At 69.8% G+C, this 20,659-nt stretch carries 20 protein-coding genes and 1 rRNA gene; 2 read left to right on the top strand and 19 right to left on the bottom strand.

All coding sequences use genetic code 11. The annotated features are described in order from the left end of the window. Positions 1 to 94 precede the first annotated feature (94 nt). Together NQ151_RS16115 and NQ151_RS16110 are read left to right on the top strand one after the other, a co-directional pair. Entirely contained in the window at positions 95 to 1,933 is a 1,839-nt protein-coding gene (locus NQ151_RS16115; RefSeq protein WP_257528705.1) for a ribonucleoside triphosphate reductase, read from the top strand. Then, positions 1,930 to 2,658 carry an anaerobic ribonucleoside-triphosphate reductase activating protein gene (locus NQ151_RS16110; protein ID WP_257528704.1) on the top strand — a complete coding sequence of 243 codons (729 nt, stop codon included), beginning with the start codon at positions 1,930 to 1,932 and terminating at the stop codon, positions 2,656 to 2,658. Before NQ151_RS16115 ends, NQ151_RS16110 begins: the two co-directional genes overlap by 4 nt. Before the next feature lie 116 nt (positions 2,659 to 2,774). Here the strand turns inward: NQ151_RS16110 and der are convergent, their stop codons facing one another. The 19 genes from der to rrf all read right to left on the bottom strand — a co-directional run bounded on the left by der (position 2,775) and on the right by rrf (position 20,659). Then, the gene (gene der, locus NQ151_RS16105; protein ID WP_257510231.1) at positions 2,775 to 4,298 is read right to left on the bottom strand and encodes a ribosome biogenesis GTPase Der; all 1,524 of its coding nucleotides are present in this window, start codon (positions 4,296 to 4,298) and stop codon (positions 2,775 to 2,777) included. Beyond that, a complete protein-coding gene (cmk, locus tag NQ151_RS16100; protein ID WP_257510230.1) occupies positions 4,288 to 4,971 on the bottom strand; it encodes a (d)CMP kinase in 684 nt (227 codons plus the stop codon). The genes der and cmk overlap by 11 nt, the downstream gene beginning before the upstream one ends. Further along, positions 4,964 to 6,076, bottom strand: coding sequence for a prephenate dehydrogenase (locus NQ151_RS16095; RefSeq protein WP_257510229.1), 1,113 nt, complete (start codon positions 6,074 to 6,076; stop codon positions 4,964 to 4,966). Before NQ151_RS16095 ends, cmk begins: the two co-directional genes overlap by 8 nt. Further along, positions 6,073 to 6,885, bottom strand: coding sequence for a pseudouridine synthase (locus NQ151_RS16090; protein ID WP_257528703.1), 813 nt, complete (start codon positions 6,883 to 6,885; stop codon positions 6,073 to 6,075). The genes NQ151_RS16095 and NQ151_RS16090 overlap by 4 nt, the downstream gene beginning before the upstream one ends. Beyond that, the gene (scpB, locus tag NQ151_RS16085) at positions 6,882 to 7,520 is read right to left on the bottom strand and encodes an SMC-Scp complex subunit ScpB (protein ID WP_257510227.1); all 639 of its coding nucleotides are present in this window, start codon (positions 7,518 to 7,520) and stop codon (positions 6,882 to 6,884) included. Before scpB ends, NQ151_RS16090 begins: the two co-directional genes overlap by 4 nt. Continuing rightward, positions 7,510 to 8,271 (bottom strand): segregation and condensation protein A, encoded by a 762-nt coding sequence (locus NQ151_RS16080; RefSeq protein ID WP_257528730.1) that lies wholly within the window; start codon positions 8,269 to 8,271, stop codon positions 7,510 to 7,512. Before NQ151_RS16080 ends, scpB begins: the two co-directional genes overlap by 11 nt. 100 nt (positions 8,272 to 8,371) lie before the next feature. Beyond that, positions 8,372 to 9,253, bottom strand: coding sequence for a ParA family protein (locus NQ151_RS16075; RefSeq protein WP_257510226.1), 882 nt, complete (start codon positions 9,251 to 9,253; stop codon positions 8,372 to 8,374). Between the two features lie 97 nt (positions 9,254 to 9,350). Beyond that, complete coding sequence (locus NQ151_RS16070) at positions 9,351 to 9,872, bottom strand: septum formation family protein (protein ID WP_257510225.1); 522 nt, start codon at positions 9,870 to 9,872, stop codon at positions 9,351 to 9,353. A 98-nt stretch (positions 9,873 to 9,970) separates the two neighbouring features. Then, complete coding sequence (locus tag NQ151_RS16065; RefSeq protein WP_257528702.1) at positions 9,971 to 10,570, bottom strand: vitamin K epoxide reductase family protein; 600 nt, start codon at positions 10,568 to 10,570, stop codon at positions 9,971 to 9,973. 160 nt (positions 10,571 to 10,730) lie between these two features. After that, positions 10,731 to 11,654 carry a site-specific tyrosine recombinase XerD gene (gene xerD / locus NQ151_RS16060; protein ID WP_257510223.1) on the bottom strand — a complete coding sequence of 308 codons (924 nt, stop codon included), beginning with the start codon at positions 11,652 to 11,654 and terminating at the stop codon, positions 10,731 to 10,733. A 1-nt stretch (position 11,655) separates the two neighbouring features. Beyond that, positions 11,656 to 12,270: an NUDIX domain-containing protein gene (locus NQ151_RS16055; protein ID WP_257528701.1), complete on the bottom strand. Its 615-nt coding sequence runs from the start codon at positions 12,268 to 12,270 to the stop codon at positions 11,656 to 11,658. Then, entirely contained in the window at positions 12,263 to 13,957 is a 1,695-nt protein-coding gene (gene pyrG, locus NQ151_RS16050) for a CTP synthase (protein WP_257528700.1), read from the bottom strand. The genes NQ151_RS16055 and pyrG overlap by 8 nt, the downstream gene beginning before the upstream one ends. A gap of 6 nt (positions 13,958 to 13,963) precedes the next feature. Continuing rightward, positions 13,964 to 15,667 carry a DNA repair protein RecN gene (recN, locus tag NQ151_RS16045; RefSeq protein ID WP_257528729.1) on the bottom strand — a complete coding sequence of 568 codons (1,704 nt, stop codon included), beginning with the start codon at positions 15,665 to 15,667 and terminating at the stop codon, positions 13,964 to 13,966. Positions 15,668 to 15,695: 28 nt separating this feature from the next. Next, complete coding sequence (locus NQ151_RS16040) at positions 15,696 to 16,625, bottom strand: NAD kinase (RefSeq protein WP_257510220.1); 930 nt, start codon at positions 16,623 to 16,625, stop codon at positions 15,696 to 15,698. Then, positions 16,622 to 17,422, bottom strand: coding sequence for a TlyA family RNA methyltransferase (locus NQ151_RS16035; RefSeq protein ID WP_257510219.1), 801 nt, complete (start codon positions 17,420 to 17,422; stop codon positions 16,622 to 16,624). The genes NQ151_RS16040 and NQ151_RS16035 overlap by 4 nt, the downstream gene beginning before the upstream one ends. Next, positions 17,419 to 17,604, bottom strand: coding sequence for a hypothetical protein (locus NQ151_RS16030; RefSeq protein WP_374113828.1), 186 nt, complete (start codon positions 17,602 to 17,604; stop codon positions 17,419 to 17,421). The genes NQ151_RS16035 and NQ151_RS16030 overlap by 4 nt, the downstream gene beginning before the upstream one ends. A gap of 29 nt (positions 17,605 to 17,633) precedes the next feature. Next, positions 17,634 to 18,677: an HAD-IIA family hydrolase gene (locus NQ151_RS16025; protein ID WP_257510218.1), complete on the bottom strand. Its 1,044-nt coding sequence runs from the start codon at positions 18,675 to 18,677 to the stop codon at positions 17,634 to 17,636. Beyond that, complete coding sequence (locus NQ151_RS16020) at positions 18,677 to 20,473, bottom strand: primosomal protein (RefSeq protein ID WP_257528699.1); 1,797 nt, start codon at positions 20,471 to 20,473, stop codon at positions 18,677 to 18,679. The genes NQ151_RS16025 and NQ151_RS16020 overlap by 1 nt, the downstream gene beginning before the upstream one ends. A 70-nt stretch (positions 20,474 to 20,543) precedes the next feature. Further along, positions 20,544 to 20,659: ribosomal RNA gene (rrf, locus tag NQ151_RS16015) — 5S ribosomal RNA — on the bottom strand.

The following is a 20,659-nucleotide window of genomic DNA, read 5'->3' as shown; positions in this document are numbered from 1 at the left end:
TTAATGGTGAGGTCTGACCACATATATATAGTGGTGATCCCGAGCACCGCATCCGCGGCATCCCGTCGAGCACCCACCCTCCAGAGGAACCCAGATGAGCACCGATTCCGCCCCGTCCGCACCACGCTCCGTCGCGGTCGGTACGACCATCAACGAGTACCTCTCCCGCGCCGACTGGCGGGTCAACGCCAACGCGAACCAGGGCTACTCGCTCGGCGGGCTCATCCTCAACACCTCCGGCAAGCTCATCGCCAACTACTGGCTCGACGAGGTCTACGCCCCCGAGGCCGGCACCGCCCACCGCAACGGCGACCTGCACATCCACGACCTCGACATGTTCGCCGGCTACTGCGCCGGATGGTCGCTGCGCACCCTCCTGGAACAGGGCTTCAACGGCGTGCCGGGAAAGATCTCCTCCCGCCCGCCGAAGCACCTCACCAGCGCCCTCGGTCAGATGGTCAACTTCTTCGGCACGCTGCAGAACGAATGGGCGGGCGCGCAGGCGTTCAGCTCGTTCGACACCTACCTCGCCCCGTTCGTCCGCCTCGACCAGCTCACGTACGCCGAAGTACGCCAGGCGATCCAGGAGTTCGTGTTCAATCTCAACGTGCCGTCGCGGTGGGGCACCCAGACGCCGTTCACCAACCTCACCTTCGACTGGACCGTGCCCGACGACCTCGCTGAGCAGCGCCCGCTCATCGGCGGCGAGGTGTGCGACTTCTCCTACGGCGAGCTGACCGTGGAGATGGCCCTGATCAACCAGGCATTCATCGACGTCTTAGCCGAGGGCGACGAGGACGGCCGCGCCTTCACCTTCCCGATCCCCACCTACAACATCACGAAGGACTTCCAGTGGGAGGACCCGGCCGTCGACGCGCTGTTCGCGATGACCGCCAAGTACGGCCTGCCCTACTTCCAGAACTTCATCAACTCCGACCTCGACCCCCACATGATCCGGTCCATGTGCTGCCGCCTGCAGCTGGATCTGACCGAGCTGCTCAAGCGAGGCAACGGCCTGTTCGGCTCGGCGGAGCAGACCGGGTCGCTCGGCGTCGTGACGATCAACTGCGCGCGCCTCGGGTTCGTGCACTCCGGCGACGAAGCTGCCGCCATCGCCCGGCTGGATGAACTCCTCGAGATCTCCCGCGACACCCTCGAGGCCAAGCGCATCGTCATCGACACGCACATCAGAGGCGGGCTCTTCCCGTACACCAAGCGTTACCTCGGCTCGCTGGACAACCACTTCTCCACGATCGGCGTCAACGGCCTGAACGAGTTCGTCCGCAACTTCACCCGCGACACCGACGACATCACCACCGAGTCGGGCATCGCGCTGGCGAGCCGGCTGCTGGACCACGTGCGTGCGCGCATGGTGGAGTTCCAGGAGGCGACCGGCCACATGTACAACCTGGAGGCCAGCCCCGCCGAGGGCGCGACGTACCGCTTCGCCAAGGAGGACATCGCCCGCTACGAGGGCATCATCCACGCCGGTACCGACGCCAACCCCTACTACACGAACTCGTCGCAGCTGCCCGTGGGGTACACCGACGACGCCTTCGAGGCGATGGCGCTGCAGGAGGGGCTGCAGGGCAAGTACACCGGCGGCACCGTGCTGCACCTGTACATGGGCGAGGCCGTGGCATCCGCACAGGCGTGCAAGGCGCTCGTGCGCCGTTCGCTGGAACGGTTCCGACTGCCCTACATCACCATCACGCCCACGTTCTCGATCTGCCCCGCCCACGGCTACCTGTCGGGCGACCTGCCCAGCTGCCCGCGATGCGGCGCCGAGTGCGAGGTGTGGACGCGCGTCATGGGGTACTTCCGTCCCGTGTCGTCGTTCAACATCGGCAAGAAGGGCGAAGCGGCCGAGCGGGTGTACTTCGACCAGGAGAAGCAGGGTGCCACGCTGCAGCCCGTCGGAGCACCCGCGTGAGGAGTGACTCACCCGAGGGTCTGCGCATCGCGGGCCTCACTCGCCTGTCGACCGTGGACTGGCCCGACAAACTGGCCGCGACGGTGTTCCTGCAGGGCTGCCCGTGGGACTGCTTCTACTGCCACAACCCCGCGCTCATCCCGCCGCGTGCGGCGGCGGCGATGAGCTGGGGCGAGGTCGCCGCCTTTCTCGACACCCGCGTCGGGCTGCTGGACGCGGTGGTCTTCTCGGGCGGCGAACCGACGATGCAGGCGGCGCTGCGGCCCGCGATGGTCGCGGTGCGCGAGCGCGGCTTCGCCGTCGGGCTGCACACCGGAGGCGCGTATCCGCGGCAGCTGGCGCGCATCCTGCCGCTGGCGGACTGGGTCGGGCTGGACATCAAGGCGACGGCCGGGAACTACGCGGCTGTCACCGGCAGCACCGGCGCGAGCGAGCGCGCCTGGCGGTCGCTGGAACTCGTGCTCGCTCAGCACGCGCTGCGCAAGGGCACCGACCGGCCGCTGGACTACGAGGTGCGCACCACGGTGCACTCCACCGCGATCGACGAATCGGGGCTGGCCGACCTCGGCTGCCGGCTCGCCGACGCGGGGGTGCAGTCGTGGGCGGTGCAGCGGTTCCGGGAGACCGGAACCCGCACGCCGCTCCCCCGCGCGGCGGGGCCGTCGCGCGAGGCCTCCCTCGCCGGCATCCCCACCGCCCGCTTCGCGCGCTTCATGGTGCGCTGACCGCCCCGCGCCCTCGACAAACCACTTTCGGGCTGAGAAACCACGCAATGCGCGATGTCTCAGCCCGAAGTTGGTTTCTCACGGATGCCGGCGGCGCCGGAACCGGGGACGCAAGGTCAGCGCTGGCGGCGCTCCCGCACGCGCATGTTGGTTACGATCGGGGTTCCCTCGAAGCCGTAGATCTCCCGCAGTCGTCGCTGGATGAACCGGCGGTAGCCGGGGTCGAGGAAGCCGGTCGTGAACAGCACGAAGGTCGGCGGCCGGGTGGACGCCTGCGTGCCGAACAGGATGCGGGGCTGCTTGCCGCCGCGCAGCGGATGCGGGTGCTCGGCGACCAGCTCGGACAGGAACGCATTGAACTTGCCGGTCGGGATGCGCTGATCCCACGACGCCAGCGACGTCTCCAGAGCGGGGACGAGCTTGTCGAGGTGACGGCCGGTGCGGGCGGAGATGTTCACCCGCGGCGCCCACGCCACGTGGGCGAGGTCCTTCTCGATCTCGCGCTCCAGGTAGCGGCGCCGGTCGATGTTCTCCATGTCGTCATCGGTGAGGCGATCCCACTTGTTGAACGCCAGCACCAGCGCACGGCCGGATTCGATCACGAGGTCGATGATGCGCACGTCCTGCTCGCTCAGCGGCTGGCTGACATCGAGCACGACCACGGCCACTTCGGCCTTCTCCAGCGCCGCCGACGTGCGCAGTGACGCGTAGAAGTCGGCACCCTGCTGCAGGTGCACCCGGCGACGGATGCCGGCGGTGTCGACCAGGCGCCACAGCTTGCCGCCCAGCTCCACGACCTCGTCGACGGGGTCGCGGGTGGTCCCGGCGAGCTCGTTGACGACGACGCGCTCTTCGCCCGCGGCCTTGTTCAGCAGCGACGACTTGCCCACGTTCGGTCGGCCGAGGATCGCAACGCGTCGCGGCCCGCCGATCTCCTGCTTGGCCACTGCCGAAACCTCCGGCAGCACCTTCATGATCTCGTCGAGCAGGTCGGCCACGCCGCGGCCGTGGATGGCCGACACCGGGTATGGCATCCCCAGTCCCAGGTTCCACAGCGCCGCCGCTTCCGGCTCGTGCCGCTGGTCGTCGATCTTGTTCGCGACGAGGAAGACGGGCTTGCCGCTCTTGCGCAGCAACCGCACGACGTGCTCGTCGGTGGAGGTCGCGCCGACCATCGCGTCCACGACGAAGATCACGACGTCGCACAGCTCGATCGCGATCTCGGCCTGGAGCGCCACCGAGCGGTCGATGCCGCGGGCGTCGGGCTCCCAGCCACCGGTGTCGACGACGGTGAACTGGCGGTCCATCCACTCCGCCTTGTAGGTGACGCGGTCACGGGTCACCCCGGGGGTGTCCTCCACGACGGCCTCACGGCGGCCGAGGATACGGTTGACCAGCGCGGACTTGCCGACGTTCGGCCGGCCGACGATCGCCACCACCGGCAGGGCCGGCGTGTATACGATGCCGTCCTCACCCAGCTCAACGCCGTGCAGCAGGTCGGCATCCTCGTCGTCGAGCTCGTAGTCCGACAGCGAGGCGCGCAGTGTCGCCGCGCGCTGTTCGGCGAGCTCCTCGTCCATGTCGGCGAGCTTCTCGGCGAGATTGTCAGGTCCGCCTTCGTATTCTTCTTCAGCGCCCATGATGCGCTCCCGTCTCTGCGCGGACGACGTCGAGAACGGCGCCCACAGTCTGTTCGAAATCCAATGCCGTCGAGTCGATGACTGTGACTCCCGGCGCGGCGGTCAAAAAATCCACGACCTGCGCGTCTGCAGCATCGCGGCGATGCAGTGCGGCCGCGACGGCGGCGGCATCCTGCGTCGCCACCTCGGCGCTGCGGCGCGCCGCCCGAACCTCGGGCGCGGCGGTGAGGAGGATCCGCACCGGCGCGTCCGGGGCGACGACGGTCGTGATGTCGCGACCCTCGACGACCACACCGGGGCGGCCGGAGGATGCCACGAGCGCGCGGAACAGCGCGTTGACCGCCTGACGCACCGCCGGCACCCGCGCCACACCGCTGACGGCGGCGGTGACCCGCGGATCGCGGATCGCGTCGGTCACGTCGGTGTCGCCCACCCGCACCCAGTAGTCGTCGGGGTCAAGCGAAATCGCGTAGTCGAAGTCTCCGGCGGCGTCGAGCACCGCGATGGCGTCCGAGGTATCGATGCCGTGCTGCAGGGCGTGCCACGCCAAGGCGCGATACGCGGCCCCGGTGTCGAGGTAGCCGAAGTGCAGGCGTCGTGCGGCCTGCTTGGACACGCTCGACTTGCCGCTGCCGGCGGGGCCGTCGATGGCGACGACGATCGGCTCAGTCATTGGTGCTCGCAATCTTCCATCCGCGCTCGGTGAGGCCCTCGACCGTGCGCCGTACTGCGGCGGGGAGGACGCTGACCTCGGCGAGACCGAACTGGGCGCCCGGAGAGTGCTCCAGGCGCAGGTCCTCGACGTTGACGTCGAGTTCGCCGAGGTCGCCGAAGAGGCGGCCGAGCTGGCCCGGCCGGTCATCGACCATCACCACGACCGGCTCGAACCGGCGGTTCTGGCCGTGCTTGCCGGGGAGACGTTCCACCCCGTCGTTGCCACGGCGGATCATGTCGGCCACGTCGCGGCGGGCACCCGGTGCCTCCGGGGCACGCAGTGCCGCGGCGACGGCGGTGAGGTCACCGGCAAGCGCGTCGAGCACGTCGACGACGGGTGCGGCGTTGGCGCCGAGGATCTGCACCCACAGCTCTGGAGCCGATGCGGCGATGCGCGTGGTGTCACGCACCCCTTGACCTGCCAGGCGTAGCGAGCCGTCGGGGGCGTCGACAAACCGGCCGGCGAGCAGGCTCGCGACCAGCTGCGGCACGTGGGACGTCAGCGCGACGGCGCGGTCGTGCTCCTCGGGGCTCATTTCGATCGGGGTGGCGCCGAGGTCCAATGCCAGCGCTTCGACGAGGGCCAAGTCGCTGGGCCGGGTCTCGCCGTCACGGCAGACCACCCACGGCCGACCGGTGAAGATGTCGGCGCGCGCGGCGATCGCGCCACCGCGCTCACGACCGGCGAGCGGGTGCGAGCCGATGTAGCGGGTGAGGTCGACGCCGCGTTCGCGCAGTTGACGCAGGGGTGCGAGCTTGACGCTGGCGACGTCGGTCACGACGGCGCCGGGGAAGGCTGCCAGTTCGCGCTCGATCACATCGGCGGTGACATCCGGAGGTACCGCCACGACCACGAGCACCGGCTGGTCGCCGTCGCGCTCGGCCCGGCCGGCACCGTAGTCGATGGCCAGGCGCAGCTGTGCGGGTGAGGTGTCGTGCAGCACGACGTCGATTCCGAGCGCAACAAGTGCGTGGCCGATGCTGGATCCCAGCAGCCCGGCACCCACGATGCGAACCGGGCCCTGCACGCGCGCGGCGAGCGGCCCTGGTGTCGAATCGGTCACTGCGTCTCCTGGTCGCCCGGCGACGCCCCCTGCGTCGCTTCGCGCGCCAAAGTCAGCAGCGCGCCGCGTTCCACTGTAGTCAACTCACGTGCCCGCCCAGCCGGGAGCGTTCCCAGGTGGAGCGGTCCGAACTGGCGGCGCACCAGCTCGATGACGGGGTGCGCGACCTCCGACATCATGCGACGCACGATGCGGTTGCGGCCGGAGTGCAGCGTGAGTTCGACCAGGCTGGTCTCCCCCGAGGTGTCCAGCAGTCGCGCCTTGTCGGCCGCGATCGGGCCGTCTTCCAGCTCGATGCCCCGGGTCAGCCGTGCGATCGTCTGCGCTGTGACGCGGCCGGTCACCTTGGCGATGTACACCTTGGTCACCCCGAACGACGGGTGCGCCAGCACGTGCGCCAGGTCGCCGTCGTTGGTGAGCACCAGCAGCCCACTCGTCTCGGCATCCAATCGTCCGACGTTGTACAGCCGCTCCGGCCAGTCCTGGGTGAAGCTGCGCAGATCCTGGCGCCCCTGGTCGTCCTTCATGGAGCTGACGACACCGGTGGGCTTGTTGAGCATGACGTAGCGCTTGGACTGGTCCAGCTGGATCACGGTGCCGTCGACGTCGATGAGGTCGACCTCGGGATCGATGCGCGAGCCCAGTTCCGTGACGACCTGGCCGTTCACCCGCACCCGGCCTTCGACGATCAGGTTCTCCGACACGCGGCGGGAGGCCACCCCCGCGTTCGCGAGCGCCTTCTGCAGCCGCACGCCCTCGGTGTCCAGCGTCCTGTCTTCGTCCGGTCCCTGTTCCTGTCGCGCGTTCATCGCACACCCTCCACGTCGAATCCGTCGGCACCGTCATCGAGCAGTGGCGAGATGTGCGGCAGTTCGTCGAGCGAGTTGATGCCGAGGTTCACCAGCAGCGCGTCGGTCGTGCCGTAGTTGATGGCGCCGGTCTCGGGGTCGGTGAACAGCTCGGTGATGAGCCCTCTCGCCACGAGTGTGCGCACCACGGAGTCGACGTTGACGGCGCGGATGGATGCCACCTGGCTGCGCGTGACCGGCTGCTTGTACGCGATGACGGCGAGGGTCTCCAGCGCCGCCTGCGACAGCCGGGACGGTGCCTGCGAGTTGACGAACTCCGAGACGAGACCGTCGTGCTCAGCGCGCACGTAGAACCGCCAGCCGCCTCCGACTTCGCGCAGTTCGAATCCGCGGCGGGGACCGGCTGCCTCGCCGTCGTAGTCGGCTACAAGCGTCTCGATCGCCTGGCGCACCGCGGCGACGGGCGCACCGACGGCGGCCGCGAGGCTCACCAGCGACTGCGGCTCGTCGACGATCAGCAGAATCGCTTCCAGCCGCTGGGCGACCGATCCGGTGTCCTGCGGACGCTGGACCGGCTCGACATCGGTCACGGGGACCGACTCGGTCGGGGACGGTGTCGAACGGTCATCTGTCATAGTCGGCTCCCAAAGAGGCGAGGCTGTCGTCCGACCAGCGTTCGGCGGTCCAGCGAAGGGTGAGTTCGCCGAGCGGCTCAAGCTGCTCGAACGAGAGGGCGGCGTGGCGGTAGAGCTCGAGCACGGCGAGGAACCGGGCCACGACGATGCCGGTCTGGTTCACCCCGGCGATGAGGTCCCGGAAGTTGAGGGAGCCGGCGGCGCGCAGCAGTGTCACGACCACCGCCGCCTGCTCGCGGATGCTCACCAGCGGCGCGTGCAGGTGGTCCAGCCCGATGTGCGGGATCTCCTTCGGCGTCATCGCCAGTACGGCCAGCGCCGCGAAGTCGTCGAGCGAGAGCGTCCACACCAGTTCCGGCACGGCGCGACGGTACTTCTCCTCGAGCCGCACCGAGCGGGTGTGCCGGCGATCCTCGGCCTGCAGCCGCTGCGCGAACCAGCCGGACACTTCCTTGAACGCGCGGTACTGCAGCAGCCGCGCGAACAGCAGATCCCGCGCTTCCAGCAGCGCCACCGATTCGGCATCCACCAGTTCGCCCTGCGGCAGGAGACCTGCGACCTTCATGTCCAGCAGCGTCACCGCCACGACGAGGAACTCGGATGCCTCCTCGAGCTGCTCGGCGGTCTCGGCCGACCGCAAGTAGGCGATGAACTCGTCGGTCACCCGGCTGAGGGCAACCTCGGTGATGTCGAGCTCGTGCTTGGAGATCAGCGTGAGCAGCAGGTCGAACGGGCCGTCGAAGACGTCCAGCGATACGCGGAACCCGGTGGCGGCGGCATCCGTATCGGCATCCGCGCTTACCTCGGTGCCGGAGTTTTCCGGGGCGTCGACGACGGGAGACAGCTCGTCGTCAGGCGACGGCGCCACGGGCGACCAGCTCCCGCGCCAGCCGCAGGTAAGCCTGGGCAGCCGGGTGCTCCGGTGCGAACTCGATGATGGGAACGCCCGACACCGAGGCGTCGGGGAACTTCACGGTGCGGCCGATGACGGTCTCGAGCACGTCGTCACCGAACGCGTCGACGACCCGCTCCAGCACCTCGCGCGAGTGCAGCGTACGAGGGTCGTACATCGTCGCGAGCACGCCGTCGAGTTCGATCGAGGGGTTCAGGCGATCGCGCACCTTGTCGATGGTCTCGATGAGCAGTGCGACGCCGCGGAGCGCAAAGAACTCGCATTCCAGCGGAATGAGCACGCCGTGGCTGGCCGTCAGCGCGTTCACCGTCAGCAGTCCGAGCGACGGCTGGCAGTCCACCAGGATGACGTCGTACTCCCCCGCGACCTTGCGCAGCACCCGGGCGAGGATCGTCTCGCGGGCGACCTCGTTGACCAGGTGCACTTCGGCGGCAGACAGGTCGATGTTGGCGGGGATGAGATCCAGGCCCTCGACGGCGGTCTTGACGATGACCTCATGCGGGTCGCGCTTGGGATCCAGCAGCAGGTCGTAGATCGTCGGGATCTCGTGCGTCGCGATGCCGAGACCGGCCGACAGCGCACCCTGCGGGTCGAAGTCGACGGCCAGCACGCGGCGACCGTATTCGGCGAGGGACGCAGCCAGGTTGATGGTGGACGTCGTCTTGCCGACACCGCCCTTCTGGTTGCAGAGGGAGATGATGCGGGCGGGACCGTGTCCGTCGAGCTTCGGTGGAGTCGGGAATCCCCGATAGGGGCGACCGGTGGGACCGATCGGAGTGTCCCCCGCTGCAGCCTGCGCTGCCTTTGCCTTACCCGCCACCGATGCTCCTACCTCTGCGTTCCCCTGCATCGATTGTAGTCATCACCGGCGGGAACGCCGGAGGGCGCGCGGTGACACGCCCTCCGGCGCCGGCGGGTCAGCGCGCTGCGCCGGCCAGGGTGCCGGTGACCATGCCTGCCGGGTCGTAGACCATGCAGAGGATCTCGCGGTCATCGCCGGCCCATGAGCCCTCGCTGGGGTACATCGGCCAGTATTCGAGCGCGGATTCCTCGTAGCTCACACCGACGAAGCCGGCGAACTCCGCGATGCACGTCTCATCGGCCTCGGCGGCGAGAGCTTCCTCGCCCGGGAACTCCGACCCGGCAGTGGTGGTGTCGAAGCCGTAGTAGACCTCGTCCTCGTGCTCCTCGTCGCAGGGAACGACCGGGACGCTCTCGACTTCGGTCTCGCCGGTGAGTTCGGAGGTGTTCAGGCAGTCACCGACGCGGATCGAGAAGACATCGACGCTGTCGTTGCTCTCGGTGATCTCTCCGCTGGATTCGTCGCGCTCGGGTTCTGCGCCCTGGGTGGGGAACTGGGCCGACCCGCAGCCGCTCAGGGCCATCATGCCGATCGCGACGACGGCGGCAGCGGCGAGTTTGGGGTGAGCAAGCTTCATAGCGTGTGTCTCTCTGTTTCGTACGTGGGTGCAAGGGCCTCGAGGAGGTCCAACCACTTACATTGGCAGGAGGGAGCGCCAGCGCGCCAATCGGCGGGTCACAGGCTGCCGAGCACGTCCAGTCGCACTTGCGCCACGATGGCGATCACGGCGTAGTTGAGCACGGTGATCAGCGGCGACCAGGTCAGCAGCGTCTGGCCGATCCGCGGCATCCGTCCCCACACCCCGTCGCGCAGCGCCCAGCCGAACGAGAACCAGAAGAGCGGAATGGTCACGAGCCACACCACCATGCACCAGGGGCAGAGCGACCCGTATTCGAACACGCTCCGGTAGGCGAAGAAGTGCACGAGCAGGAACCCGGCGAGCAGGAACACGGTGAACACGCGCCAGAACCACAGCCGCAGCCCGTGCGGGGCGGCCAGTGCGCTCACTCCGGCGTAGATCGGCCCGAGGAACAGCGTGATGCCGATGATCGAGTTGGTGAACCCGAGGAGGTTGCCGCCGGCCGACAGCAGGTTCGGCCCGCAGGTGACCAGCACGCTGATCTGGCATGAGATGAGCGCGTCGGCGCCGGTGAGCTGGCCGATGTACTCCTGGTACAGCAGGAACGAGACGATCCACCCGGCGAGGGCCGCGACGATCCAGAAGATCGCAAGCCCCCGGGACGGGCGCACGAGGACCGCGGTGGTGTTCGACATGCCCCACAGTCTGTCGGCATCCGTCCCTCCCCCGCTTCTCACCCCGCCGTAGAAACTCCCCGGACCGTGAGACCACAGCTGGTCGCCGAAACGATGGGAGGTTCCCACGGTCTCGGCGACCAGCTGTGGTCTCGGCGAATGGGGTGGGGCGGGGGCGGGGTCAGCGGGCGCGGGGGTGGGAGGTGGCGTAGACGTCGCGCAGCGCGTCGGGCGACACGTAGGTGTAGATCTGGGTCGTCGCGACCGAGGCGTGACCGAGCAACTCCTGCACGACGCGCACATCCGCACCGCCCTGCAGCAGGTGCGTGGCGAACGAATGCCGCAGCGTATGCGGCGACACGTGCGCGGCCAGCTGCGCGCGCTCGGCGGCCTGCCGGATCACCGCCCACGCACTCTGCCGTGACAGCGGCGCCCCGCGCACCCCCAGGAACAGCCGCGGCGTCGCGGCACCGCGGCGCGACAGCTCCGGGCGCACCCGCGTGAGGTAGGCATCGACGGCGGCGCGGGCGTAGGAGCCGATCGGCACGATGCGCTCCTTGTCGCCCTTGCCCCGCACGCGCAGCACGTCGCCGTGCGCGAGGTCGTCGACGTCCAGCTGCACGATCTCGGAGATGCGCGCCCCCGTGGCGTACAACAGCTCCAGCAGCGCACGATCGCGCATCCCGACCAGGTCGCCGGGCGCCGCATCGGATGCCGCCGGGCCCGAGGCATCCAACAGCGCCTCCACCTGGTCGATCGTCAGCGCCTTCGGCAGCCGGCGCGCGGCCTTCGGCGGCCGCAGCCGCCCGGTGGGGTCGTCGCCGGCGATCTGCTCGCGGGCGAGGAAGCGGTGAAACGACCGCACCGCGGACTGCAGCCGCGCCAGGCTCGATGCCGCCGGCGGCGGATCGGCGGCGGCACGGTCGGCGATGAACGACGACACGACATCGGCGGTCACCGCGTCGGTGTCGCCGACGTCGTGTTCGTCGAGCCACTGCGCGTAGCCGGCGAGATCCCGCCGGTAGGCCGCGCTGGTGTGCTCGGACAGTCCGCGCTCGATCGCCACGTGTCGCAGGTAGGCGTCGATCGCGCGATCCACTCGCATGTCAGGCCCCGGCGGCTCCCGCTGCCGGCGCGGTGCCGGCACGACGCAGGCTCTCCGCGGCAGCGAAGGCGCCGATCGCGAGCGGGCCGTTGCGCAGCCGCCCCTCGAGCACGCCGGTGATCACGTCGTCCACCGGCACCCAGGCCAGTTCGATGTCGCGCTCCTCCTCGCCGCGGGCATGCACCTCGGCGGCGGCCGACAGTCCCCGCGCGAGGAAGACGTGCAGCACCTCGTCACTGCCGCCCGGCGACGAGTGGAAGCTCAGCAGCGGCTCCCACTCGGCCGCGACGAGATCGGCCTCTTCGGCCAGCTCCCGTTTGGCGGTCTCCGCGGGCGGTTCGCCCTCGACGTCGAGCAGCCCTGCCGGGATCTCCCAGTCGCGGGCGCGGATCGGATGCCGGTACTGCTGGATCAGCAGCATCCGCCCCTCCTCGTCCAGCGCCACGACGGCCACCGCGCCGGTGTGCACGACGTAGTCGCGCACGATCTCGCCGTCGCCGTAGCGCACGCTGTCGCGGCGGACATCCCACACATGGCCGTTGTAGACGACATCGCTGCGGGTGACCTCGTGGCTGACCGGTTCGTCGCGCAGGTCCGCGCCGGCGAGGTCAGGCATTCTCGACGTCGAACAGCTCGCTGGCGCGGTGCCGCTCCACCGCCGCGGCGATGAGGCCGCGGAACAGCGGGTGCGGCGCGGTAGGACGCGATCGCAGCTCGGGGTGGGCCTGCGTGGCGATGTAGTACGGGTGCACATCCCGGGGCAACTCCACGTACTCCACCAGCCCCAGGTCGGGGTTCACGCCGGAGAACACCATGCCCGCTTCGGCGATCTGGTCGCGGTAGCGGTTGTTGACCTCGTAGCGGTGACGGTGACGCTCAAGGGCGACGTCCGCGCCGTACAGCTCCGCCGCCAGCGAGCCTTCGGACAGCTGCGCGGGGTAGATCCCGAGACGCATGGTGCCGCCCAGGTCGCCGCCGGCGAGGATGTCCACCTGCTCGGCCATCGTGGCGATCACGGGGAACTGCGTGTCGGGGTCGAACTCGCTCGAGGACGCGCCTTCGAGCCCGACGACGTTGCGGGCGTACTCGATGACCATGCACTGCAGGCCGAGGCAGATGCCCAGCGTGGGGATGCCCTGCTCACGCGCGAAGCGCAGCGCGCCGAGCTTGCCCTCGATGCCGCGGATGCCGAACCCGCCGGGCACCACGATCCCGTCGACGCTGGCGAGCGCCTTCGCTGCCCCCTCGGGCGTCTCGCACAGGTCGGAGGGGATCCAGGTGATCTGCACCTTGGTCTCCTGGCCGAAGCCGCCGGCCTTGAGCGCCTCGGTCACCGACAGGTAGGCATCCGGCAGGTCGATGTACTTGCCGACCAGGCCGATGGTGACCTCGTGCTTGGGGTTGTGCACTGCCTGCAGCACGGTGTTCCAGCGGGTCCAGTCGACCTCGGCCGCCGTGGAAAGGTCCAGTGCGCGCACGATGTAGTCGTCCAGGCCCTGCTCGTTGAGCATGGTCGGGATGTCGTAGATGCTCGGCACATCCACCGCGTTGACGACGGCATCCTCGTCGACGTCGCACATGAGCGCGATCTTGCGCTTGTTCGACTCGGTGACGGGTCGGTCGCTGCGCAGCACGAGGGCGTCGGGCTGGATGCCGATGGAGCGGAGAGCTGCGACCGAGTGCTGGGTCGGCTTGGTCTTCTGCTCGCCGGACGCACCCATGAACGGCACCAGCGAGACGTGCACGAAGAACACGTTGCCGCGGCCCAGTTCGTGACGGATCTGCCGCGCCGCCTCGATGAACGGCTGCGACTCGATGTCGCCGACGGTGCCGCCGATCTCGGTGATGATCACGTCGGGGCGGGGCTCTTCGCTCGCCTGCAGCCGCATGCGGCGCTTGATCTCATCGGTGATGTGCGGGATGACCTGCACGGTGTCGCCCAGGTACTCACCGCGGCGCTCCTTGGCGATCACCTGCGAGTAGATCTGGCCGGTCGTGACGTTGGCGGCCTGGCTCAACTCGATGTCGAGGAAGCGCTCGTAGTGGCCGATGTCGAGGTCGGTCTCGGCGCCGTCGTCGGTGACGAACACCTCACCGTGCTGGAACGGGTTCATCGTCCCGGGATCGACGTTCAGGTAGGGATCGAGCTTCTGCATGACCACGCGCAGCCCGCGGGCGGTGAGCAGATTGCCGAGGCTCGCCGCGGTCAGGCCCTTCCCCAACGAAGAAACGACACCGCCGGTCACGAAGATGTGCCTAGTGGTGTCGCTTGAAAAAAGGCCCGAGTTAGAAGTTTCCGTCACGGGCTTTTATCCTATCAGTCCTGCAGCGCCGAGGTTCAGCAGCTCGCGTGCATGTGTCAACGCCGCATCGGAATCGGCCATTCCCGACAGCAGCCGAGCCATCTCCGCTTCCCGGTCGGCGCCCTCCAGCCGGCGCACGCTGGAGGCGGTCACCGAGCCGTCGTTCGCCTTCACGACGGACAGGTGGTTGCCCGCGAACGCGGCCACCTGCGCGAGGTGGGTCACCACGACGACCTGCGACGATTCGGCCAGGCGCGCCAGGCGCCGGCCCACCTCGATGGCGGCGGCACCGCCGATACCGGCATCCACCTCGTCGAACACGAACGTCGGCACCGGGTCGGATGAGGCGATCACGACCTCCAGCGCCAGCATCACGCGGCTGAGCTCGCCGCCGGACGCGCCCTTCGCCACCGGCCGCGGCTCCGCGCCCGGGTGCGGGGCGAGCAGGATCGTCACGTCGTCGCGGCCGCTGGCCGACGCCACACCCGCGGTCACATCGACCACCAGTCGCGCGTCCGGCAGCGCGAGGGCGTGCAGTTCCTCGGTCACCGCGGCGCCGAGGCGTTCGGCGGCGGCGGTACGGGCGGCGGTGAGGGCGGTGGCGGCGGCGTCGAGGACGGATGCCGCGGCGTCGCGTTCCTCGGCGAGGCGTCCGATGCGGTCACCGTCGTCGTCGAGTTCGGCCAGGCGCGCCGAACCGGTCTGCAGCAGCGCGATCGCGGCATCCACCGTGCCGTGCACGCGGGACAGGGTCGCCAGTTCGGCGCGACGCTCCAGCGTCGCGGCCAGCTCCTGCGGGCCGGTCTCGTCCAGGTCGGCGAGGTACCCCGACAGCGCCTGAGCGAGATCGGTGGCGCGGTAGCCGATGTCGGCGGCCTGTTCGGCCAGCGGCGCGAGGGTGTCGTCGCGTTCGGCGGCCCGTTCCAGGGCGCGTCGGGCCTCTGCCGCGAGGGTGACGACATCGGGAGCATCCTCGTCCGAGGACAGCGTGGCGTGTGCCAGCGCGGCGGCGACGCGCAGGTCCTCGGCGTGCGCCAGGCGCTCGGCGCGGCGGGCCAGGTCGTCGTCTTCCCCCGGCTGCGGGTCGACGCGTTCGATGTCGGCGAGCAGTTGCCGCAGGTCTTCTGCCTCGCGGGCACGGGCGTCGCGGTCGCCGGTGAGTCCGGTCAGTTCGCGCTCGAGTGCACGCCAGCGTTCGTACGCGTCGCGGTAATCCGCCAGCGCGGTCGCCACCGGTGCCCCCGCGAATCGGTCCAGCGCGTCGCGCTGGGCGACGGCGGAGCGCAGCCGCAGCTGGTCGGACTGCCCGTGCACGACCACCAGCTGGTCGGCGAGGTCGGCGAGCACGCCGGCCGGGGCAGTACGCCCGCCGACGGTGGCGCGGCTGCGGCCCTCGCTGGAGAGCGTCCTGGCGAGGTACAGCTCGGCGTCGCCACCCCCGATGGGCTCCAGGTCTCCCCCGGCTTCCCGCACGCGCTCGGCGACGGCGCCGGTCTCCGGCACGATCCAGGTGCCCTCGACGGATGCCTGAGGAGCACCCGACCGCACGGCGCCGGAGTCGGCCCGCTGGCCCAGCAGCAGTCCGAGCCCGGTGACGACCATCGTCTTGCCCGCGCCGGTCTCACCGGTGATAGCGGTGAATCCGCGGCCCATCGGCAGGGTCGCCTGGGCGATGACCCCGAGGTCGCGCAGGCGGATCTCCTCGATCACGGCGTCGCCCCCCTCGTCGGCGGGCAGCTCACGGCGCCTCCACGTCCAGCGGGCCCGCCGGTCCACGCCAGCCGCCGACGGGGAGGCGGAACTTGCGCACCAGCCGGTCGGTGAACGCCGCCGGATGCAGGCGCGCCAGCCGCACCGGGTCGACCGAACGCCGCACGACGACGCGCGCACCGGGCGGCAGGTCGTGGGAGCGACGGCCGTCGCACCAGAGAATCCCCACGCCGTTGGTGCGGTCGAGCACCTCGATCGCCACCGCCGCTTCCGGCCCGACCACCAGCGGCCGGGCGAACAGCGCATGCGCCGACAGCGGGACGACGCAGATCGCCTCCACCGTCGGCCACACCACGGGGCCGCCGCCGGAGAAGTTGTATGCCGTGGAGCCGGTGGGAGTGGACACGACGACGCCGTCGCATCCGAAGCTCGACAGAGGGCGGCCGTCGATCTCGATCACGACCTCGAGCATGCGCTCGCGGCTCGCCTTCTCGACCGTGGCCTCGTTCAGGGCCCAGGTCTCGTAGATCACGGTGTTGGTGGCGTCCTTCACGCGCACCGAGAGCGCCATGCGCTCTTCGACCTCGTAGTCGCGCGCGATGACGCGGCGCACCGCGTCGTCCATGTCGTCGCGCTCGATCTCGGCGAGAAAGCCGACGTGGCCCATGTTCACGCCCAGCACCGGTGCGGTGCCCTCGCGGACGAGTTCTGCGGCGCGCAGGATCGTGCCGTCTCCGCCCAGCACGATGGCCAGCTCGATGTCGTCGACGGTGACGTCGACGCCGAGGGTCGCCACGCCCTCGAGGTCGAGCGCATCGAGGTCGGCGCGGTCATCGGGCGCGAGCACCGGCTGGGCGTCGGCGGCGCGCAGCGCCTGGAACACCCGGCGCGCGGCGTCGGCGTTGTCGCCGCGGTGGGCGTGTACGACGACGAGGATGCGTCGCTGAGGCTGCGTCATACGGTCTCCGCCAGTCGATTCACAGTGCTCAACCATTCTGTCGGATTGCCGTCGACGCCCGGGCGCAGATGCACGAGGTATTCGGCGTTGCCGTGGGTGCCGGCGATGGGCGAGGCGATAAGGCCGCAGGTGCCCAGTCCTGCGTCCCAGGCCGACCAGAGCACGGCGGCCGTGGCATCCGCGCGCAGGCCGGCGTTGCGCACGACCCCCTCGCGCACTCCGGTGCGTCCGACTTCGAACTGCGGCTTGATCAGCAGCACGACATCGCCGCCCGGCGCACAGACGCCCGCGACGGCGGGCAGCACGTGGTCGAGGGAGATGAAGGACAGATCTCCAGTGACCACCGACGGTGCCTCGTCGATGCCGGCGGCGTGAGCTAAGTTCTCGCGCGTCATGTGACGCACGTTGAAGCCCTCGACCGCCCGCACACCGGGGTCGGCGGCGATGGCTGCCGCGAGCTGACCATGGCCGACATCCACGGCGAGCACCGGGTCGGCGCCGCGTTCGCGCAGCACCTGGGTGAAGCCACCGGTGGAGGCCCCCATGTCCAGCGCGACCCGGCCGTGCACGTCGAGGGCGAATGCGTCGAGCGCGGCGATGAGTTTGTGCGCGGCGCGGCTGACGTAGTGGTCGGACCCGGCGACGGTGATCACTGCGTCCTCGCCGGCGCGGGCCGACGGCTTGACGACCGGGTGGCCGTCGACGCTGACCAGCCCGGCCGTGATGAGCTGCGCGGCGTGCGTGCGGGAGCGGGCCAGGCCACGCGCGGCGACGGCGGCGTCCAGTCGCTCCGTCATACCGACGACGGGTCGGCGGGTCCGGACTGCAGGCGCCGTGCCAGTTCGTCGTGCAGGGCCGCGTATCCCTGGGCGCGCTCGTCCAGCGGCTGGTCCTCGATCACCTCGAGAGCCGACAGCAGGTCCTCGCGGGGCTGCGGCTGCTCAGGGTCGGGGTGCTCGGGCGCGGCATCCATCGACATGCCACCAGGATAGGCGCTGCTGCGAGAAGTCAGGGGCGGTGGAACGGGTCGGCGTAAAGACGCTCCGGCACACGGAACCCGAAAATGCCCCGGCCCGTCGCCCAGATCGCGGCGGCACCGGCCCGGACGAGGTCGATGGGGCGGGACCCCTCCGAGACGATGTGGATGTCGGGACCGTCGATGCGAACGACCGCGTCACGCACGGTGGTCGTGTCGCCGTCGGTCTTCACCTCGGGGTACGGCTCGTGGAGTTCCCGCAGGTCCCCCACGATGTACGTCGGGCGCGAGTGTGCCGGTGCGGCCAGCACGTGCTTGGGCCGGTCGACGCCGGTGAGCACGAGCACCGAAGGGATGCCGGCGGCTTGCGCGCCGGCGATGTCGGTGTCGAGACGGTCGCCGATGAACAGCGGGCTGGCGGCGCCGAAGCGGGCGACGGCCTCATCGAAGATGGGTCGTTCGGGCTTGCCGGCGACCACCGCCAACCTCCCGACGGCGGTGTGCACGGCGGACACGAGCGTGCCGTTGCCTGGTGCGATGCCACGCTCCTGCGGGATCGTCCAGTCGGTGTTGGTGGCGATCCAGGGGATGCCGCCTTCGTCTTCGGGCAGGGCCAGCGCGTACGCCGCCTCGGCCAGGTGCTGCCAGCCGACATCGGGAGCGAAGCCCTGCACGACGGCGGCGGGCGAATCGTCGGCGCTTCGCGTGACGGCGTAACCGGCCTTTTCGACCTCCACGGTCAGTCCGTCGCCGCCGACGACGAGGATGCGGGCGCCGGGCGCGACTCGTTCCCGCAGCAGCCGCATGGCCGCCTGCGGGCTGGTCACGACGTCGTCGGGCCGAGTCTCGGTCAAGCCGAGTTCCCGCAGGTGAGCGGCGACGGTCGCGTCGGTGCGGGAGGCGTTGTTGGTGATGTAGGCCAAGCGCCGGCCGTGACCCGCGCGAGTGAGGCTCTCGATCGCGTGCGGCAGCGGCCCGGGGCCGGCGTAGACGACTCCGTCGAGGTCGGCGAGCACGACGTCGACGCCATCCAGCGGCGTCGGCGTCGGCGTCGTGCTGCGGCTGAACAGTCCCACTACTTGTCCGAGTCCTCGGAGGTCGCGGCGGTGGCCGTGTCGGACTTCTTGTCCTTCTTCGACTTCTTGTCCTTCTTGTCCTTCTTGGCCTTGGCCTTCGCCTTGTCCTTTTTCTTGGACTCCTTGGCCTGTGCCTTCGCCTCGTTCTTTGCCTTCTTCTTGGCCTTCTTGGGCTCGGCGTCGGTCGTCGGCTCGGACTCGGGCTCGGGCGCTGCTGCGACGGCCTGCTCGGGTTCCGAATCTGCCTCGACGGCCTGCTCGGGCTCCGAATCTGCCTCGACGGCGGCCGGCGCCTCAGCGACCTCGACCGGCTCGTCGTCGATCGCGATCTCCTCGACCTCATCGACGACCTGGAACTCATCGTCTCCGGTCAGGCCCAGCGACGCGTCGATGGCCTCGGCGGCCACGACGGCGCGACGCTGCCATTCGGCGGCCTCGTCGGTGCGGCCGAGTTCCTCGAGCACGGTGGCGCGCGCGGAGAACAGGGCAGGGCTCCACTCGAAGGCGCGATCGGGGTCAAGCTCCGGGATGTCCAGTTCGGACAGCGCACGCTCGGGCTCGCCGAGGTCCAGTCGCGCTCCCGACATGGCGATCGCCAGTTCCACCCGCGCGGGGGTGGGCAGCGTCGCCCGGTCGACGGCGCGGCCGACCTCGAGCGCACGGTCGGGGCGGCCGACGCCGCGCTCACTGTCGACCATCAGCGCGATCTGGTCATCGCGGCCGGAGATTCGCCGATACGTGCGCAGTTCCCGCAGCGCCAGGGCGAAGTCGCCGATCGCGTATGCCGTGATCGCGGCGGTCTCCCGAGCCACAGCGATGCGACCGGCGCGGCGGACCGCTGCCAGCGCGTGCTCGTGCGCCAGCTGCGGATCGTCGTCGATGAGCTGGGCCGCCATCGCGAGGTGACGGCCGACCTGCTCGGCGTTCTCCTTGCTCAGCGTCTTCAGTTCATTGCGCGCCGAAGGATGCAGGTCCCGAGCGGTGACCTCATCGGGAATCTGCGGACCCGCCTCGCGCTGCTCCTGCGGCGGTCGCGACGTGCGCCCATCGTCACGCGAGTCGAAGGGGCGCCCGCCGCCGTCGCGCTTGGCGTACGGCTTACGGTCGCCACCATCACGCGGCGAATACGGCTTACGGTCCCCGCCCTCACGAGGGGTATAGGGCTTGCGGTCGCCACCATCGCGGGGCGTGTAGGGCTTGCGGTCGCCACCATCGCGAGGGGTGTAGGGCTTGCGGTCGCCACCATCGCGAGGGGTGTAGGGCTTGCGGTCGCCACCATCCCGAGGGGCGTAAGGCTTGCGGTCGCCACCATCCCGAGGGGCGTAAGGCTTGCGGTCCCCACCATCGCGAGGCGAATACGGCTTACGATCGCCACCATCGCGGGGCGTGTAGGGCTTGCGGTCGCCACCATCCCGAGGGGTGTAAGGCTTGCGGTCCCCGTCGCGCTTCACGTACGGCTTGCGGTCCCCGCCGGGCGTGTAGGGCTTGCGGTCACCGCCCTCACGAGGCGTGTAGGGCTTCCGGTCGCCACCCTCACGAGGCGTGTAGGGCTTCCGGTCGCCACCCTCACGAGGCGTGTAGGGCTTCCGGTCGCCACCCTCACGAGGCGTGTAGGGCTTCCGGTCACCACCCTCACGAGGCGTGTAGGGATTGCGGTCGCCATCACGCTTCACGAACGGCTTGCGCTCACCATCGCGCTTGACGAACGGCTTGCGCTCGCCACCGCTGCGACGGTCCGCAGATGCATCGTTCGGGCGCCGGCGCGCGTCATCATTAGGTCGCTGCTGGTCCGTCATCTCGGCATCCTTCTCGATCGCGTTAACGAGAAATGGCCACCCTTCAGCGGGTGGCCATTTCACGAAAGAAGTCCGGCGGTGTCCTACTCTCCCACAGGGTCCCCCCTGCAGTACCATCGGCGCTGAGAGGCTTAGCTTCCGGGTTCGGTATGGATCCGGGCGTTTCCCTCTCGCTATGGCCGCCGA

This window comes from Microbacterium sp. zg-YB36, assembly GCF_024623575.2.
Taxonomy (GTDB): domain Bacteria; phylum Actinomycetota; class Actinomycetes; order Actinomycetales; family Microbacteriaceae; genus Microbacterium.
The sequence above is the reverse complement of the archived record's forward strand: the minus strand, read 5'-3'. Positions and strand labels throughout refer to the sequence as shown.